Source organism: Methylosinus sp. R-45379 (assembly GCF_001644125.1).
Lineage (GTDB): Bacteria > Pseudomonadota > Alphaproteobacteria > Rhizobiales > Beijerinckiaceae > Methylosinus.
In genome coordinates this window covers 42271-58473 of record NZ_LUUM01000254.1, presented here as the reverse complement: position 1 = coordinate 58473, position 16203 = coordinate 42271, and the positions used below count along the sequence as shown (strand labels likewise).

General features: G+C 66.0%; 18 protein-coding genes and 1 tRNA gene. 9 read left to right on the top strand and 10 right to left on the bottom strand.

All coding sequences use genetic code 11. The features are described 5' to 3' along the window. Window positions 1-20: 20 nt before the first annotated feature. Complete coding sequence (locus A1351_RS12995; protein ID WP_157096298.1) at window positions 21-434, bottom strand: hypothetical protein; 414 nt, start codon at window positions 432-434, stop codon at window positions 21-23. Between the two features lie 206 nt (window positions 435-640). Here A1351_RS12995 and A1351_RS12990 point away from each other — a divergent pair, with 206 nt between their 5' ends. The 3 genes from A1351_RS12990 to A1351_RS12980 all read left to right on the top strand — a co-directional run bounded on the left by A1351_RS12990 (window position 641) and on the right by A1351_RS12980 (window position 2688). Next, entirely contained in the window at window positions 641-1507 is an 867-nt protein-coding gene (locus A1351_RS12990; RefSeq protein WP_064033172.1) for a 4-(cytidine 5'-diphospho)-2-C-methyl-D-erythritol kinase, read from the top strand. Beyond that, window positions 1504-2307, top strand: a complete 804-nt coding sequence (gene rlmB / locus A1351_RS12985; RefSeq protein ID WP_064033171.1) for a 23S rRNA (guanosine(2251)-2'-O)-methyltransferase RlmB — start codon at window positions 1504-1506, stop codon at window positions 2305-2307. Before A1351_RS12990 ends, rlmB begins: the two co-directional genes overlap by 4 nt. Window positions 2308-2385: 78 nt before the next feature. Further along, window positions 2386-2688 (top strand): hypothetical protein, encoded by a 303-nt coding sequence (locus A1351_RS12980; RefSeq protein ID WP_064033170.1) that lies wholly within the window; start codon window positions 2386-2388, stop codon window positions 2686-2688. On the opposite strand, the gene A1351_RS12975 is transcribed toward A1351_RS12980, so the two are convergent. Further along, window positions 2685-3578 carry a LysR substrate-binding domain-containing protein gene (locus A1351_RS12975; RefSeq protein ID WP_064033169.1) on the bottom strand — a complete coding sequence of 298 codons (894 nt, stop codon included), beginning with the start codon at window positions 3576-3578 and terminating at the stop codon, window positions 2685-2687. The two genes, A1351_RS12980 and A1351_RS12975, sit on opposite strands and share 4 nt — an antisense overlap. 196 nt (window positions 3579-3774) lie before the next feature. Here A1351_RS12975 and phnA point away from each other — a divergent pair, with 196 nt between their 5' ends. Further along, a complete protein-coding gene (gene phnA, locus A1351_RS12970) occupies window positions 3775-4992 on the top strand; it encodes a phosphonoacetate hydrolase (RefSeq protein ID WP_064033168.1) in 1218 nt (405 codons plus the stop codon). A 46-nt stretch (window positions 4993-5038) separates the two neighbouring features. Continuing rightward, complete coding sequence (gene pstS, locus A1351_RS12965) at window positions 5039-6070, top strand: phosphate ABC transporter substrate-binding protein PstS (protein ID WP_024879465.1); 1032 nt, start codon at window positions 5039-5041, stop codon at window positions 6068-6070. Between the two features lie 22 nt (window positions 6071-6092). On the opposite strand, the gene A1351_RS12960 is transcribed toward pstS, so the two are convergent. The 4 genes from A1351_RS12960 to hslV all read right to left on the bottom strand — a co-directional run bounded on the left by A1351_RS12960 (window position 6093) and on the right by hslV (window position 9439). Then, window positions 6093-7208, bottom strand: a complete 1116-nt coding sequence (locus A1351_RS12960; RefSeq protein WP_024879464.1) for an acyltransferase — start codon at window positions 7206-7208, stop codon at window positions 6093-6095. A gap of 143 nt (window positions 7209-7351) precedes the next feature. Beyond that, window positions 7352-7427, bottom strand: a tRNA-Ala gene (locus A1351_RS12955). Window positions 7428-7546: 119 nt separating this feature from the next. Continuing rightward, the gene (hslU, locus tag A1351_RS12950; protein WP_024879463.1) at window positions 7547-8854 is read right to left on the bottom strand and encodes an ATP-dependent protease ATPase subunit HslU; all 1308 of its coding nucleotides are present in this window, start codon (window positions 8852-8854) and stop codon (window positions 7547-7549) included. Window positions 8855-8872: 18 nt separating this feature from the next. Continuing rightward, window positions 8873-9439: an ATP-dependent protease subunit HslV gene (gene hslV, locus A1351_RS12945; protein WP_024879462.1), complete on the bottom strand. Its 567-nt coding sequence runs from the start codon at window positions 9437-9439 to the stop codon at window positions 8873-8875. Between the two features lie 89 nt (window positions 9440-9528). Between hslV and A1351_RS12940 the strand changes: the two genes are divergently transcribed. Next, on the top strand, window positions 9529-10179 hold the full coding sequence (locus tag A1351_RS12940) for a class II aldolase/adducin family protein (RefSeq protein ID WP_024879461.1): 651 nt from the start codon (window positions 9529-9531) through the stop codon (window positions 10177-10179). Between the two features lie 55 nt (window positions 10180-10234). Here the strand turns inward: A1351_RS12940 and mtnA are convergent, their stop codons facing one another. The 3 genes from mtnA to A1351_RS12920 all read right to left on the bottom strand — a co-directional run bounded on the left by mtnA (window position 10235) and on the right by A1351_RS12920 (window position 13562). After that, window positions 10235-11323, bottom strand: a complete 1089-nt coding sequence (gene mtnA / locus A1351_RS12935) for an S-methyl-5-thioribose-1-phosphate isomerase (protein ID WP_024879460.1) — start codon at window positions 11321-11323, stop codon at window positions 10235-10237. 121 nt (window positions 11324-11444) lie between these two features. Then, entirely contained in the window at window positions 11445-11735 is a 291-nt protein-coding gene (locus A1351_RS12930; RefSeq protein WP_024879459.1) for a hypothetical protein, read from the bottom strand. 609 nt (window positions 11736-12344) lie between these two features. After that, window positions 12345-13562: a polyhydroxyalkanoate depolymerase gene (locus A1351_RS12920; RefSeq protein ID WP_371441487.1), complete on the bottom strand. Its 1218-nt coding sequence runs from the start codon at window positions 13560-13562 to the stop codon at window positions 12345-12347. Window positions 13563-13687: 125 nt separating this feature from the next. On the opposite strand from A1351_RS12920, the gene A1351_RS12915 reads away from it, so the two are divergent. After that, window positions 13688-14356 (top strand): glutathione S-transferase family protein, encoded by a 669-nt coding sequence (locus A1351_RS12915; protein ID WP_024879456.1) that lies wholly within the window; start codon window positions 13688-13690, stop codon window positions 14354-14356. 37 nt (window positions 14357-14393) lie between these two features. Here the strand turns inward: A1351_RS12915 and A1351_RS12910 are convergent, their stop codons facing one another. After that, window positions 14394-14627, bottom strand: coding sequence for a hypothetical protein (locus A1351_RS12910; RefSeq protein WP_064033167.1), 234 nt, complete (start codon window positions 14625-14627; stop codon window positions 14394-14396). A gap of 182 nt (window positions 14628-14809) precedes the next feature. On the opposite strand from A1351_RS12910, the gene A1351_RS12905 reads away from it, so the two are divergent. Together A1351_RS12905 and A1351_RS12900 are read left to right on the top strand one after the other, a co-directional pair. Beyond that, window positions 14810-15565, top strand: coding sequence for a hypothetical protein (locus A1351_RS12905; protein WP_064033166.1), 756 nt, complete (start codon window positions 14810-14812; stop codon window positions 15563-15565). A gap of 99 nt (window positions 15566-15664) precedes the next feature. Then, complete coding sequence (locus tag A1351_RS12900) at window positions 15665-16195, top strand: hypothetical protein (RefSeq protein WP_024879453.1); 531 nt, start codon at window positions 15665-15667, stop codon at window positions 16193-16195. Window positions 16196-16203: the final 8 nt, after the last annotated feature.

Here is a 16203-nt window from a genome sequence, read left to right as displayed (position 1 = left end):
CGTCGCGTGGATCGGCGCGATCAGGCGAGGAGCGGCGGCGCGCGCGACGACCAGGAGCCGCGCCATCCAGACCGGAAGACAGCCGGAGCCTCGAGGGGCCGCGACGCCGCAATGGCCGGCGGCGCATGAGGCAAAACCGCGCCGAGCCGCATGGGCGCGACAATGGCGTCCGCCGCGGCTCCTCCGCAGGCGGTGGGGCACATCTCACAATGATGGCGTCCGCCCGCAGGACCGCCGTCCGAATCGGCGGGGCCATGGCTTGCATCGAGGCCGACGGAACGGCAGGGCCGATCTGCCGCAGCGAACGAGGAGCCATCGAGGCTCGACGAGCCGGGGCGCGCGATGGCGAGGGCCTGCGCGAGAAACAGCGCGACGATCCCGCTCAGCACCAGCGCGCGCGCCATCCACCCAGAATTGGCCCATAGCTTCGCCATGCCGAAAAGGTCCCATGATCGGCGAACGGCCGTCAAGAGCCGCGCATCATCCGCGAGAGACGCGGGCCACGGCGCGGACGAATTTCTGCCGCATCGGCGGTCTAGCTGGAGGTCGGCGCGTTCTTGACAGGTCCGGCGCGGGCGGCGCATCTGTCGCCCGCTTCCGGCGCGCCCGGACCGTTCCACAGGCGAAGACACGGGAATTCATGCTCGCGACGCGCGCCCCCGCCAAGATCAATCTGACGCTTCACATTCTCGGCCGCCGCGCCGACGGATATCACGAGCTGGAGAGTCTCGTGGCCTTCTCCGGCGCCGGAGACAGCCTGCGTCTCGAGCCGGGCGAGGCGCTGTCGCTGACCGTGGACGGGCCTACCGCCGCCGCCGCCGGCTCGGACGCCGATAATCTGGTCCTGCGCGCCGCCCAGCGTCTCGCCGAGCGCGTCCCAGGCCTGCGTCTCGGCGCCTTTCATCTCACCAAATATCTGCCGGTCGCGGCCGGCATAGGCGGCGGCTCCTCCGACGCCGCGGCGGCGCTGCGCCTGCTCGCCCGCGCCAATGGCCTTTCCGCCGACGATCCGCGCCTGCTCGAGGCCGCCCGCGCCACCGGCTCCGACGTGCCCGTCTGCCTCTCGCCGCACGCGCGCTTCATGCTCGGCCGCGGCGAGACGATCGGCGCGCCGCTCGGCCTGCCGCCGCTGCCCGCTGTGCTGCTCAATCCCGGTGCGCCGGTCGAGACGCGCGGCGTCTTCGCCCGCCTCGGCCTCGCCGCGGGCGAGCAGACCGGCGCGGCGGCGCATCCCGAAATCGCGCCAGCGCTCGGCGCGGAGGGGATAGCGGCGGCGCTGCGCCGCGGCCGCAACGATATGGAGGACGCCGCCTGCGTCGAGGCGCCGGTCATCGTCGATGCGCTCGCCGTGCTGTCGGCCGCCAAAGGCTGCCGGCTCGCGCGAATGTCCGGCTCCGGTGCGACCTGCTTCGCTCTCTTCTCGACCCGTCAGGCGGCCGCCCGCGCGGCGGCGGTCATCCGCCGCCAGCACGCGGACTGGTGGGTGAAGACCGCGGTGCTGCGATGAGCCGCCCGCCCGCCGGCAAGGATCGCGGCCGCCGCCCGCCGCCGCCGCGTCATCCGCCGAAGGAGGAGACGCCCTTCCGCCGACCCGCGGCGGATGTCGTCGTGCTCTATGGCGCCCATGCGGTGCGCGAGGCGCTCATCGCCGGCCGGCGCAAATTGCTGGCGCTCTATGCGACGGAGAACGCCGCCGAGCGCATCGCGCCGCTCGCCGCCGCCGCCGGCCTCACGCCGAAGATCGTGGACCCGCGCGCGCTGTCGCAGCGGCTCGGCGAGGAGAGCGTGCATCAAGGTCTGATGCTGGAGGCGCGCCCGCTGCCGGAGGCGGATATCGCCGACATAGAGCCAAAGAGCGGACTCGTCCTGGTCCTCGATCAAGTGACCGATCCGCATAATGTCGGCGCAATTCTGCGCACGGCGGCGGCCTTCGCCGTCGATGCGCTGATCGTGACCGAGCGGCACAGCCCGGATTTCACCGGCGTGCTCGCCAAGGCCGCCTCCGGCGCGCTCGAGCATGTGACGATCGTCTCCGTCGTCAATCTCGCCCGCGCGCTCGAGCAATTGGCGGAGCGCGATTTTCTGATCGTCGGCCTCGATTCGGAAGGTCCGCAGCCGCTGGAGGCGAGTCCTTTGCGCAAGCCGCTGGCGCTGGTGCTGGGCGCCGAAGGCAAAGGCCTGCGCCGCCTGACGCGCGAGCGCTGCGATATTCTCGCGCGGCTCGACATGCCGGGGCCGATCAAGAGCCTCAATGTCTCCAACGCCTGCGCCGCCGCTCTAATGGCGCTGCGCCTTCGCCTCGGCTGATCGAAACCGCCTCCGCTTGCCGCGCGGCGGGGCGGTTCGATGTAAGGGGCGGATCGAATTTGCGAAGGAGGAGACACCATGCGCAAGCTCGCGCTCTTTTCGACGAGCCTCGTTCTGATCCTCGGCGGCGCGGCCCTCGCCGAGCAGCAGATGACGCAGCGCGGCCGCACCTCCGGCCCCGCCACCGGACAGAATGTGACGCCGAGCACGGTGACGCAGAAATCGGTGGAAGGACGCTCCAGCTTCATCGATGAGAACGAGGGCTTCGCGCTCGACGCGAGCGCCCTCGCCGCCGGCGCGCCGGGCGTCGAAGGCAAGCCGGGCGCGCAGAGCGGTCCCGTCCCGCGCGGCCGCGGCGGGACCTCGAAATTCGTGTATTAGCCCCCTCGTTCCGCGGCGTTCGCGGCTTCGGCGAGCCACAGCACGAAACGCTTCGCCATCGGATAGCTCTCCGAATGCGGATCGATGAAGGCGACATGGCGCGGACCGGGCGCGACGATCTGCGGGAAAGGCGCGGCGAGCGATCCATCCGTCGCTTGTCCCACTGTCAGCTCGATCGGCCCGACAGCGACGCCCTGCCCGTTGAGAATCGCCATCAGCGCCGTGTGAAAATGGCCGAAACGACGCACGCGCCATTTTTGCAAGGGCGGCAGGCGCGCAGCCTCGAGCCATCGCTCGGTCTCGCCCGGCCGCGTGTCGCTGACGGCGAATGTCTCTCCGAGGAGAGCAGCGACGCCGTGGGCGGCGAGCGTCTCCGCTCGGCGACGGGTCGTCAGCAGCGTGAGCGACTCTTGCAGCACGGAAGAGGACTCCCAATTGCCGATCTGCTCGGAGCCGCGCATGATCGCGACATCGAAAAAAGCGAGAGCGGGATCTTCTCCTGTCTGACGCGTCTGCACATGCACATCCACATCGGGATGCAGCGCATAGAATTGCTCGAGCCGCGGCACCAGCCAATGCATCGCGAAAGTCGCATGGGCGAAAACCTTGAGACGCCGGCGCGCCGTCGCGACGCGTCCCATGGCCGCATCCATACGCTCGAAGCTATCGGTAATGACGGCGACGAATTCGCGCGTTTCGTCGACCGGCCGCAGACGTCCGCGATCACGCTCGAACAATGCGCGCCCGAGCCAATCCTCCAGCGCGGCGATCTGCCGGCTCACCGCGCCATGAGTGACGCCGAGCTCCTTGGCGGCGTTGGAGACGCCGTCGAGCCGCACCACGGCCTCGAGCGTCTGCAGCATTTTCAGCGGTAGCGGCTTGCGCGCCATCTCGTTTCACTCACTCTCTCATACGCAGTATCACGCGATGAACATCCTGCGGATGTGACGCTTTTGTGAAGCATATCGGCTTCGCTCACAGGGTCTGTGAGATTTATTCGTTTCGAGATGGCGTCCCCGCCTGATAGATGAACCAGCGCCGAAGCGAAGTCGCAAATGAAGCGACGAAAGATTGCGGGGCGCGAATATGACATCCGAAATCACCATCAACGGAAGGCGCTACGCCGCGCCCTCCGAGCCGACCGTCGTCGTCTGCATCGACGGATGCGAGCAAGACTATATCAATCAGGCGATCCGCGCCGGCGTCGCGCCTTTCTTCGCCGGCCTCGGCGAACGCGGCGCCGTGCTCACCGCCGATTGCGTGATGCCCTCCTTCACCAATCCCAATAATCTCTCCATCGTGACCGGCGCGCCGCCGAGCGTTCACGGCATATGCGGCAATTATTTCTTCGATCCAGAGCAGGGCGTCGAAGTGCTGATGAACGACGCAAAATATCTTCGCGCGCCGACGATCCTCGCGGAGTTTTCCAAGGCCGGCCGCAAGGTCGCGACGGTGACGGCGAAGGACAAGCTCAGCGCGCTGCTCGGCAGCGGGCTCGAGGGCGTTCGCTTCTCCGCTGAAAAGGCCAATGAGGCGACACTCGCGCAAAACGGCGTCGACGATCTTCTCGCCAAGGTCAGCCTGCCGCTTCCCGCCGTCTATAGCGCAGAATTGTCGGAATTCGTTCTCGCCGCCGGCGTCTGGCTGATGAAGACGATGCGGCCGGATATCATGTATCTCTCGACGACGGACTATGTGCAGCACAAGCATGCGCCCGGCACGCCCGTCGCCAACGCCTTCTATGCGATGCTCGACAAATATCTCACGCAGCTCGACGCGATGGGCGCCGTCATCGGAATCACCGCCGATCACGGCATGAACGCCAAGACGGATTCGATCGGCCGTCCCAATATCGTCTTTCTGCAAGACGTGCTGGACATGCGCTTCAGCGCCGGGACATGCCGCGTGATCCTGCCGATCACCGATCCTTATGTCGTGCATCACGGCGCGCTCGGCTCCTATGCGACCGTCTCGGCGCCTCAGTCGATATTGAGCGAAGTCGCGCAATGCGTCGCCGCGCTCGAAGGCGTCGATCGCGTGCTCGACAATCAGGCCGCCTGCGCGCGCTTCGAATTGCCCAATGAGCGCGTCGGCGATCTCGTCGTGCTGGCGGAACGTCTCTTCACGCTCGGCACATCCGCGACGAGCCATGACCTCACCGGATTGACCGCGCCGCTGCGCTCGCATGGCGGCCTCTCGGAACAGCAGGTTCCGTTGCTGCTCAATCGACCCGTCAGACGCGAGAGCAATGCGCGCCTGCGGAATTTCGACGTCTTCGCGCTCGCCCTCAACCGCGTGATCTGACGCGCGCGAGCTTCCTGATTTTCTATCCGCCACAGGACGAACGACCATGCGTAACGCCTGCAGCATTTTCATCATCTCGATCGCCGCCATCACGAGTCTCGACGCCGCGCGCGCCGAGACCTCGCTCTCGGGAACAGGCTCCGCTTTCGCCGCGCCGATCTACACGCGCTGGGCGCATGAGGCGAAGCCGAGCCTCGGATTGGAAGTCAATTATCAGGCGACGGGCTCCGGCGTCGGACAAAAGCAGGCCGCCGCCGGCACTGTCGATTTCGGCGCCTCCGACGTGCCGATGGAGGCGAAGCGGATAGAGGAAGGCGATCTGCTGCAGTTTCCGACCGTCGTCGGCGGCCTCGATGTGATCGTCAACATCCCTGGCGTCGGCGCCAATGCGCTGAAGCTCGACGGGCCGGTCATCGCCGACATCTATCTCGGCGCGATCACGCGCTGGAACGATCCGCGCATCGTCGCGCTCAATCACGGTCTCGCGCTTCCCGATCTGCTGATCGTCCCCATCCATCATTCCAACGCTTCTGGATCGACCTTCGCGCTGTCGCGCTATCTCTCCAAAGTGAGCGAGGCGTGGAAGACGCGCATGGGCGTCGCGCTGACGCTGGAATGGCCGAGCGGCGTCGGCGTGCATGGCAGCGCCGGCACGGCGGGCGAGGTTCCGCGCACCTTGGGCTCGATCGGCTATGCCGAAAATTCCTATGTGACGACCAATCATCTCGCGCCGGCCAAGCTGCTCAATCGCGCCGGCAAATATGTCGCGCCGAATGAAGAGAGCTTCGCCGCGGCGGCGGCCAATACGGATTGGGCGGCCGCTGATAATTTCGCCGTCGATCTCACCAATATGCCGGGCGAGAAAAGCTGGCCGCTGGTAACGGCGACCTTCGTGCTGGCGCCGAAAGCTCCGGCCAAGGCGGAGCGGACGGCGGCTCTGCTGAAGTTCTTCGATTGGGCTTTCGCTCATGGCGACAAGACGGCGAAAGCCCTGCAATATGTTCCGCTGCCCCATGCGGTGAAGGATCAGATCAGAGCCGCCTGGCGTCAGAAAGTGGCGTTCCGCGCCAAGGATTGATCGCCTGCTCGCGCGCTCGACTTCAGAGCGGCCGCCAGCGCGCCAGCCCTCGCATCCAGCCGCGCGCCAAATTGGTGCGGCGCTCGAACAGGAACCAGACGGCCGTCGCATAGAGCAGCGCGACGGCCATCAGCGCAGCCATTCGCAACAGGACGGCGACGCCCGGCTGGCTCTGGCCGGGCGCCAGCAGCCAGAACCACAGCATCAGCAGCAGCGGAAAATGCACTGCGTAGAGCGTGTAGGAAATTTCCGACAGCCCCTGCGCCGCTCCGCCATAGAGCCCGCCGAAAGGCCGAAAGGCGGCGAGATCGCGCAGCCAGAAGGCGATGACGCAGCCAAGAATCATATCGCCGAAAATATTGCGCCACGCATGGGCGACGCCGATCGCCGCCACGGTGGCGAGCGCGCCGCCGATGGCGCGCGCCCACGACGGGCGCGCCGGATGATCGGCGGCCAGCGCGCCGGCGAGCCATGGCAGGCCGAGCAGCGCGATCTCCGCCGGCAAGAGCGCCAGCATCAGCAGGCCCGCGCTCGCGCACAGCCCCCGCACGAGCGGCGCACGGTGGAAAAAGGCGAAGGCGAGCAGCGGGAAGGCGAGATAATACCAGGCCTCATTGGCGAGGCTCCACAGCGGCCGGTTGGAGCCGAAGACGGGCGTCTCGATCGTCTGCAGGAAAAAGACATTGCCGAGCAGCGTCGCGAGCGAGTGATTCGTCGGCTCGGCGGGCGTCGGCCCGCTCGGCAGCACCGCCGCCAGCGCGCCCTGATAGGCGCCGGCGGGTCCGAGCGCCGCGCCGGCGAAATCCCAGACGGCAGTGAGCGCCAGCGCGGGAATCAGCACGGTCCACAGCCGCGAGAGCCGCGCGGCGCCGTAATCCGCCCAGGAGAAGCGCCCCGCCCGCATCGCAGCGAGAGTCGAGCCGCCGACGAGAAAGCCGCTGAGCGCGAAAAAGGCGATCACGCACTCATGGCCGAGACCGCCGAGCGTGAAGAGGAATTTGTCGAGGAGTCCATGTCGCGCCGCTTCGGCATAGGGAACGACGAGCAGCGCCCGCAAATGGCTGACCACCACGCCGAGCGCGCAGAGACCGCGCAGCATGTCGAGATGCTGGAGACGAGGCTTTCGAGGCTGCTGCATGGGGTTTCGCGATTGGCCGCCGAGGGGCGAGCACGCCCATTCGTTCCGGCGCCTTCGAGATCAGAGAATCACGCCTGCTTCAAGGCGCTTCGAGCGCCGAGGCTCGGAGCGGAAGCATGAGCGTATCTGCAGCGGGATGTCTTTGGTGGAGCCAGACGGAATCGAACCGACGACCTCTTCAATGCCATTGAAGCGCTCTCCCAACTGAGCTATGGCCCCACTTTTTTGCCGCCCTCTCTGGGGTGAGGGCGGGGCGAACCGCGGCGTCGCCGCTGCAGCGCGAGGGCTGTATAGTGCAGCCCGTCGCGCGCCGCAAGCCCGCTTTTCGCCCTTTCTCGTCAGAGAATGAAGCGGCTCAAATCGCGGTTCTTGGCGAGGTCGCCGATATGCTCCTCGACATAGGCGCCGTCGATCGTCACCGTCTCGCCGGCGCGATCGGAGGCGGAGAAGCTCACCTCGTCCAGCACGCGCTCCATTACCGTCTGCAGGCGGCGCGCGCCTATGTTCTCCACCGAGGAATTCACCTGCACGGCGACGCGGGCGATGGCGTCCACCGCCGAAGGCGCGATCTCCAGCGCGACGCCCTCCGTCGCCAGCAGCGCCACATATTGCTTGGTGAGGCAGGCCTCGGTCTCGGTGAGGATGCGGCGGAAATCCTCCTCGTCCAGCGAGGCGAGCTCGACTCTGATCGGCAGGCGGCCCTGCAGCTCCGGCAGCAGATCGGAGGGTTTGGCGACATGGAAGGCGCCGGAGGCGATGAACAAAACATGGTCGGTCTTCACCGGCCCGTGCTTGGTCGCGACCGTGGTGCCCTCGATCAGCGGCAGCAGGTCGCGCTGCACGCCCTCGCGCGAGACATCGGCGCCGCCCCTGCCCTCGCGGGCGCAAATCTTGTCCATCTCGTCGAGGAAGACGATGCCATTATTCTCGACCTCGGAAATCGCCTCGCGGACGCTCTCCTCCTGGTCGATGAGCTTGTCGCTCTCCTCGGCGAGCAGCGGGCCATGGGCCTCCTTCACCGCCATTTTTCGGCGCTTCGGCCGGCCCTGAAACGCCTTGCCGAAAATATCGCCGATGGAGAAGGCGGAAACGCTGGCGCCGGGCATGTTCGGCAGCTCGAACATGGGGACCTGCGGCCCCGATTGCGCCAGCTCGACCTCGATCTCCTTATCGTCCAGCTCGCCGGCGCGCAGCTTCTTGCGGAAGGAATCGCGCGTCGCCGGCGAGGCCGCCGGGCCGACCAGCGCATCGAGCACGCGCTCCTCCGCCGCCAGCTGGGCCTTGGCCTCGACATCCTTGCGCCGACGCTCCTTCACCAGCAGGATCGCCACCTCGACGAGATCGCGGACGATCTGCTCGACATCGCGGCCGACATAGCCGACCTCGGTGAATTTCGTCGCCTCTATCTTGAGGAAGGGCGCATTGGCGAGCTTGGCGAGACGGCGCGCGATCTCGGTCTTGCCGCAACCAGTGGGGCCGATCATCAATATGTTCTTGGGCAGCACCTCTTCGCGCATAGAGCCTTCGAGGCGGAGCCTGCGCCAGCGATTGCGCAGCGCAATGGCGACGGCGCGCTTGGCGTCCTTCTGTCCGACGATGAATCGGTCGAGCTCCGAGACGATCTCGCGCGGGGAAAAATCGGCCATATCAGTTCCTCGGAAAGCTCAGATCGATTCGAGCACGATGTTGCGATTGGTGTAGACGCAGATGTCGGCCGCGATCTCCATCGCGCGCTTGGCGATCACCTCGGCCTCTATCGGCTGATCGAGCAGCGCGCGCGCCGCGGCGAGCGCAAAATTGCCGCCGGAGCCGATCGCCGCCACCGAGCCATGCTCGAAGGCTTCCGGCTCCAGCACGTCGCCGGCGCCGGTCAGCGTCAGCCCCACCTCGCGATCGGCGACCAGCATCATCGCCTCGAGCCGGCGCAGATAACGGTCCATGCGCCAATCCTTGGCGAGCTCCACGCAGGCGCGCGTCAATTGCCCGGGATATTGCTCGAGCTTGCCCTCGAGCCGCTCGAACAGAGTGAAGGCGTCAGCCGTTGCGCCGGCGAAACCCGCGATCACATCACCCTTGCCGAGACGACGCACCTTCTTGGCGTTCGCCTTGACGATGGTCTGGCCGAGGCTCACCTGTCCGTCGCCCGCGATGACGGTCTTGCCGTTCTTTTTCACCAGAACGATGGTCGTCGCGTGCCAGCTCGCCGGTTTCGTATTTTGTTCTTGTGTCATCCGAGCCTCGGCTGGAAAAAGAGTTTCGAGGATGTAGGGATTGAGGCGTCGCTCGGCAAGGGGCGCGCATTCGCAGACGGAGGGGTGGAATGACGGATGCGAGCAAGCGAGAGGCGATCGTCGAAGCGGCGCGGAGCATGAATGCGCTCGGCCTCAATCAAGGAACCGCCGGCAATCTATCGGTGCGCGACGGCGAGGCGATGCTGATCACGCCGAGCGGAATCTCCTACGCCACAATGACCCCGCAGATGATCGCGCGCATGCCGCTCGCGGGCGACGGCGAGTCTGAAGGACCACTGGCGCCTTCCAGCGAATGGCGCATGCATCGCGATATCCTACGCGCCAGGCCGGATGTGCAGGCGGTGGTGCATACGCATTCCATTTATGCGACGACGCTGGCCACGCTGCGGCGCGAGATTCCGCCCGTGCATTATATGATCGGGATTTTCCGCACGTCCCGCATTCGCTGCACCGATTACGCGCCTTTCGGCACACAGGCGCTCTCCGATCTCGCGGTCGAAGGATTGGGCCGCGCGCATGGCGTGCTGCTCGGCAATCACGGCATGATCGCGCTCGGCGAAGGATTGGATCGCGCAATGTGGCGCGCAGTGGAGCTCGAGACGCTGGCGCGGCTCTATTATCTCGCGGGCATCGCCGGCGAGCCGGTGCTGATTTCAGAGGAAGAAATCGAAAACGAAATCACCCGTTTTGAAAATTACGGATTGAAATCGTCGAAGTGAGATCGTGCCGTTCTCTCCTTCTCCCACAAGTGGGAGAAGGAATCGCGCACGTCGGTTACGCCAGATCGGGGAACAATCCGCGCAAGCCCGCCTCGCTCGCGGCGCACACTCCGCGCTCTGTTATCAGCGCGCCGACGAGACGCGCAGGCGTCACGTCGAAAGCGTAATTGGCGGCGGGCGAACCTTTCGGCGTCACTTGCACGCGCGTCACCACGCCATCGTCGGCGAGGCCGGAGATATGCGTCACCTCGCTCGCGTCGCGCTGCTCGATCGGGATTTCGGCGACGCCGTCGCGCATCGCCCAATCGATCGTCGAGCTCGGCAGCGCGACATAGAAGGGCACGCCATTGTCATGGGCGGCGAGCGCCTTCAGATAGGTGCCGATCTTGTTGCAGACATCGCCGATTCGCGTCGTGCGGTCGCTGCCGACGATGCAGAGATCGACGAGCCCGTGCTGCATCAAATGGCCGCCCGTGTTGTCGGCGATGACGGTGTGGGGAATCCCTTCGCCCGAAAGCTCGAAGGCAGTGAGGCTCGCGCCTTGATTGCGTGGCCGCGTCTCGTCGACCCACACATGCAGATCGATTCCATCGCGCGCCGCCTTGTAGATGGGCGCGAGCGCTGTGCCCCAATCGACGGCGGCGAGCCAGCCGGCGTTGCAATGGGTGAGAATATTGACCGGCCGGCCCGGATGCTCGGCGGCGGCGGCGCAGATCAGCGGCGCGCCATGGTCGGCGATCGCCTCGCAGCAGAGCGCGTCCTCATCGGCGATGGCGCCGGCCTCGCCGAAAGCGAGCGCGCACCGATCCGAGGGCGCCGCGGAAAGCAGCAGCCTGCGCATCCGATCGAGCGCCCAGCGCAAATTGACGGCCGTGGGGCGCGCCGCGGCGAGCCGCGCATGGGCCTCCTCCAGCGCCGCGTCGCTCGGATCGACGGCTGCGGCGAGCGCCAGCCCATAGGCGCCGGTGACGCCGATCAGCGGCGCGCCGCGCACGACCATGGTCGCAATCGCGGCGACGGCGTCGTCGAGCGAGGCGAGCCTTCTGGTCTCGAATCTATGAGGGAGCTTGGTCTGGTCGATCGCCTCGACGCTTCCGTCGGCGTTTTCCCAGATGGTGCGGTAGTGGCGTGAGTCGATGCGCATCGCGGCGGCGTGTCCGGCGGAGTCCTGCTCCACGCCTAGCCTATGGCCGCCGTCCTGTCGACCTTTCGCCCGAAAGCGATCGGGCGGCCCGCGCTGTCGCGCCGCCGCCCGCTCGTCCAGATCAAGCGGCGCGCTTCAGAGCGGCCGGAGAGAAAGCCCATGCGCGGTCACGAGCGGCGACCGGGCTCGCAGGAGCCTCGACCTGCTGCGGCGTGGCCCAAGCGCTGGCGACGATCGCCAATTGGGCGCGCAAGGAACGCTCGTTCCACCACCAGACCAGGAAGCACACGGCGGCGATGCCGAAGAGCGCGGTGAAGGGCTCGCCAGGGAGGAAAGACAGGTCGGGCGCGCATTCCTTGGCGTATTCGCAGGCGTCGGACCAGTCCTGAAACCAAGTCTTGATCGATTCCATAGTGACCTCGTCTCGCCTTCACAGCCACGGTCGAACGGGTCGGAAGGCTTCTTTTAAAGTTCGATTCCGGCGGCGCGGCTCGGGAACGATGCTCGACGGAGCGCGCCGAAATTCAGTGAACTTAGAATATTGCGCCGCACAAAAATTTCAAGGAAAAATTCCCGTTGGGCTATAGAGGAACGTAATAGTCCAGCAACCCTTATGACGCCTAAACGATCAGCTTATTTTGTTTTATATCATATGCTTGTCGTGCATTTTACGCCGAGGCTGGACGCCCTGCTCGCGCCCCTGCGGCGCCGCCGTGACGCCCTGCAACAATTTGTCACAGTCCCGGCCTCGGCTCGCCGCTCGCAGGCTGTTCTGAATGTGGTCGCGGGGGACCGGGGCAGAGCTGATTGTCCCAGCGCTCACCATTGAAGACGCCATAGTGCCGACGCCGGCCTGCTACTGCGCGTTGAGGTCCAGCATCGTGAGAGGAAGGCGCTGGCGGCTCGCGCGGCCCGACGAAGACGAGAGGCGGCGGTCTCGGGCGGGCTCAACGGCCCCGGGACGGCGCAACGCCTTCGGCGCCCGTCCGATCGCCCAGCTTCCGCCCCTGCGGCGTCCCGCTCACAGACTGTTTTGGATATGGTCGCGTACGACGGGGTAGATCTGATTGTCCCAGCGCTTGCCGTTGAAGACGCCATAATGGCCGACGCCGGCCTGCAAATGGTGCGACTTCATATAGGGACGCAGGCCGCTGCACATATCCTGAGCGGCGAGCGTCTGGCCCACGGCGCAAATATCGTCCTTCTCGCCCTCTACCGTGAGCAGGAAGGTCTTCTTGATCGCGCGCGGCGTCACCTTCCGCCCTTTAAAGAGCAGACTGCCCGCAGAAAGGGCATTTTTGTGGAAGACGGTCTCGATCGTCTGCAGATAGAAATCCGCATCGAGGTCCATTATCGCGAAATATTCCTCATAGAAGGTGCGGATGCGGTCCGCCTTCTCATGGTCGCCCTCGACGCGGTGGCGGAAGAGATCGATGAAGGCGTTGGCGTGGCGCTCGGCGTTCATGCTCATGAAGCCGGAGATTTGCAGAAAGCCGGGATAGACCCGCCGCCCCGCCCCCGGCAGCATGCGCGGCACTGTGCCGATCACATTGCTGCGGAACCATTCGATCGGCTTGGAGACGGCGAATTCATTGACCTTAGTGGGCGAGACGCTGACATCGAGCGGCCCCGCCATCAGCGTGAGGCTCGCCGGCTGCGCGGGGTCATTGTCCTCGGCCATTATCGCGACGGCGGAGAGCGCCGCGACCGTCGGCTGGCAGACCGCGACGACATGGGCGGGCGGGCCGAGGAAGCGCAGAAAATCGATCAGATGCTGGACGAACTCGTCCATGCCGAAAACGCCCTGCGAGAGCGGTATGTCGCGCGTGTTGATCCAGTCGGTGACATAGACGTCGTGGTCCTGCGCGAGCGTGCGGATCGTGCCGCGCAGCAGAGTCGCGAAATGCCCGGACATTGGCGCGACGAGCAGCACGCGCGGGAGATTTTCCGCATCCTTGCGCACGAAGCGCAGCAGCTGGCAGAAGGGCGTGGCGTAGACCGGCTCCTCTATCACGTCGATGGCGGCGCCATTATGCGTCGTGATCTGCGTGACGCCATAGTCGGGACGCACATGCGTGAAGCCGAGCAGCGAGACCAGCTCGCAATAGGCCTCGAAGCACCGCAAAGGCGACGCGTAAGGCGTCGATTTCCATAGGCGAGCAAGTCGCTCGCCGCTCGCCGCCGCCAGACGAAGTCGATTGCTCACGTCGGCGTAGCTCTGATATGCGTCATACATCATGCGGCTGAGCGAAACCTTCCGTTACCGATGGGGCAGGTCGAGCAAGCCCCGTGCCATGGACGGGCTCTAGCATGGCACAGCGCTTGCTGCACAGTCCACCAAAGGAAAAGGAGGAAGCGTTTCTCATGGCGGCGAACACGGCGGCGACGACGACGCTCACGATCAGCAGCAAAAACTATTCGTCTTGGTCCTTGCGGGGCTGGCTGATGGCCAAGCTTTCCGGCGTCGCTTTCGAGGAAGTCGTCGTCAGTCCCGACGATGTCGCGGCGCGCGCGGAAATTCTCCTGCTGTCGCCGTCCATCCTCGTGCCTTGCCTCACGCATGACGGCGCGAAAATCTGGGACACTCTGGCGATTGGCGAATTCTTGAACGAGATCGCGCCGACGGCGGGACTATTGCCGGCCGATCGCATGCGCCGCGCGCATTGCCGCTCGATCTGCGGCGAGATTCACTCGGGCTTCACATCGCTGCGCTCGGCGCTGCCGATGAATCTGAAAGGCCATTTCCCCAAGTTCAAGGTCTGGTCGAAGGCGCAAGGCGACATCGCGCGCGTCACGCAGATCTGGCGCGAATGCCTCGAGACCTATGGCGGGCCTTATCTCTTCGGCCAGATATCCATGGCCGACGCGATGTACGCGCCGGTGGCGACGCGCTTTCGCACTTACGACGTTCCTCTGGACGACGTCAGCCAAGCCTATTGCGATCGCATTTTCGAATTGCCTGCAATGCAGGAATGGATCGCTGCGGCGCTGCTCGAGAAGGAAGAGATCGAGGAGCTCGAGGTCGAGTTTTGAAGCTCGCGCCTCGCGCTCTTTAGGTTTCCGACATCGCCTATCGATAGCGCCACCTGCGCCGGGGCGCGACATAGATCGAGCGTCCCGAATAATACGGCTCCACATAGCTCGGATAAGCGTAATAATACTGCGGGTCGTAATAGGCCGGGGACTGCGGCGTGGCGGCGTAATTTTCCGCGCGATCGGTGAAATCATTATGCGCCTGCGCGGCGCCGGCGAAGGCGCAGGCCACGACGGCGGCCGAGGCCAATTTCAAGGCGTTTCGTCCCATAACGGTCTCCTCTTTACGCGCCCGGCCCCAAAGAGCTAGAAAACGCGCGAGCAGGATGCGAGTTCCGGCCGCCGCGGGCGTCCGGCGCTGCAACCGCCGGCTTTGGGGGGATTCGGCGGCTTGCCCATCGTTATGTATCATGGTTACATAACGCGAATGAGAGCCACGACCCGAGCGCGCCCATGACCGATCCGAGCCCGACCGATCCGACCTCCGACGGCCCCTCCTCCTTCTTCAAAGCTATGGCGAACGCCTTCGACGCGACGATCCGCGAGCGCCGCAAGCGGCCGGAATTCATCGGCGCGCTCTGCCTCCAGGCCTTCGACAGCTTCGAGGGCAATCTCGTCATTCAGACGGAAGGCGCGCCGGCCATCGCCTGCGCCGGCGATTGTCCCGCCTGCTGCGTGCTGCGCGTTGTCGCCACGGCGCCGGAGGTGTTTCTCATCGCGCGTTTCGTCAACGCCAATCAGCGCGCGCTCGCGCAGCGCGGCGTCGATCTGCCGGGGCGCATAGCGGCGATCAACGCTTTCGCCAATGGCTGCTCGGAGAGCGCGCGCATGGCGCTGCGCCAGCCCTGCCCCTATATCGAGGCGGGCCTCTGCCTGCTCTATCGGCTGCGTCCGCTCGCCTGTCGCGGGCACGCCTCCTATGACAAGAACGCCTGCCTCGCTGCGACCAACGGCTACGACGCCGACACCGCCGTCTCGACGCCGCATCTCATGGTCCGCAGCATGGTGCAGAATGCGATGATGTCCTCGATGCGCTCGGCCGGCCTCGCCTGGCGCCTGTATGAGCTCAATGGCGCGGTCGCCATAGCGCTCGACGACGCCGACGCCGAGCAGCGCTGGATCGACGGCGAGGACCCGCTGCTGCCCGCCGCAATAGCGGATTTCGACGCCGCCGAGATCGCCGCGACATTCGACTCGTTGCGAAGCTGACGCGGCACATTTGGCGGGGCTGACGCGGCGCATTTGCCGAGCAGGGCGAAAATATGGGATATGAGCGTCTTACGATAGGCGCTCTCTCTGGCGACGCTCATGCTCTCGGCCGTCATACTCGCATTCGACACGCCCCCGGCGACGGGCGGGCGCGCCCGGGAATCGGCCGAGCGCGACGCGATCGTGCGCACGCTCGCCTCGCTGATCGACGCTTGCGTCGCCGGCCTCGTCGCCGACGCCGTGCTGGTGGGGCCGCCCGACTCCGGCCTCGGCATCATTGCCGAGGAGGCCGGCTGTGGGCTGGTGGAAGCCGTCGACGCGCGCTCCGGCCTCGCCCGCGCGCTGCCGGCTATGCGCTATCCCGATGTGCTGGTTCTACGCGCCGGCCATGCGCCCGAGCGCGGCTTCGTCGATGAAGTGCGCGACGCTCTCGCCTATGGCGGACGCGACCGCGCGCTCGTGCTGCGCGCGGCGCCCAGCTCGCTGCTGACGCGCATCGCGCCGCGGCTGGCGGAGCCCGTCGGCCTCGTCGCCCGGCGCGAGGATTTCGGCGCCGCCGGCGATTTGGCGACGCTCGCCAAAAAGCTGCGCGCGACCGAGCTGACGACGAAAGCCCGCCGCGCGATCTGACGTGGGTT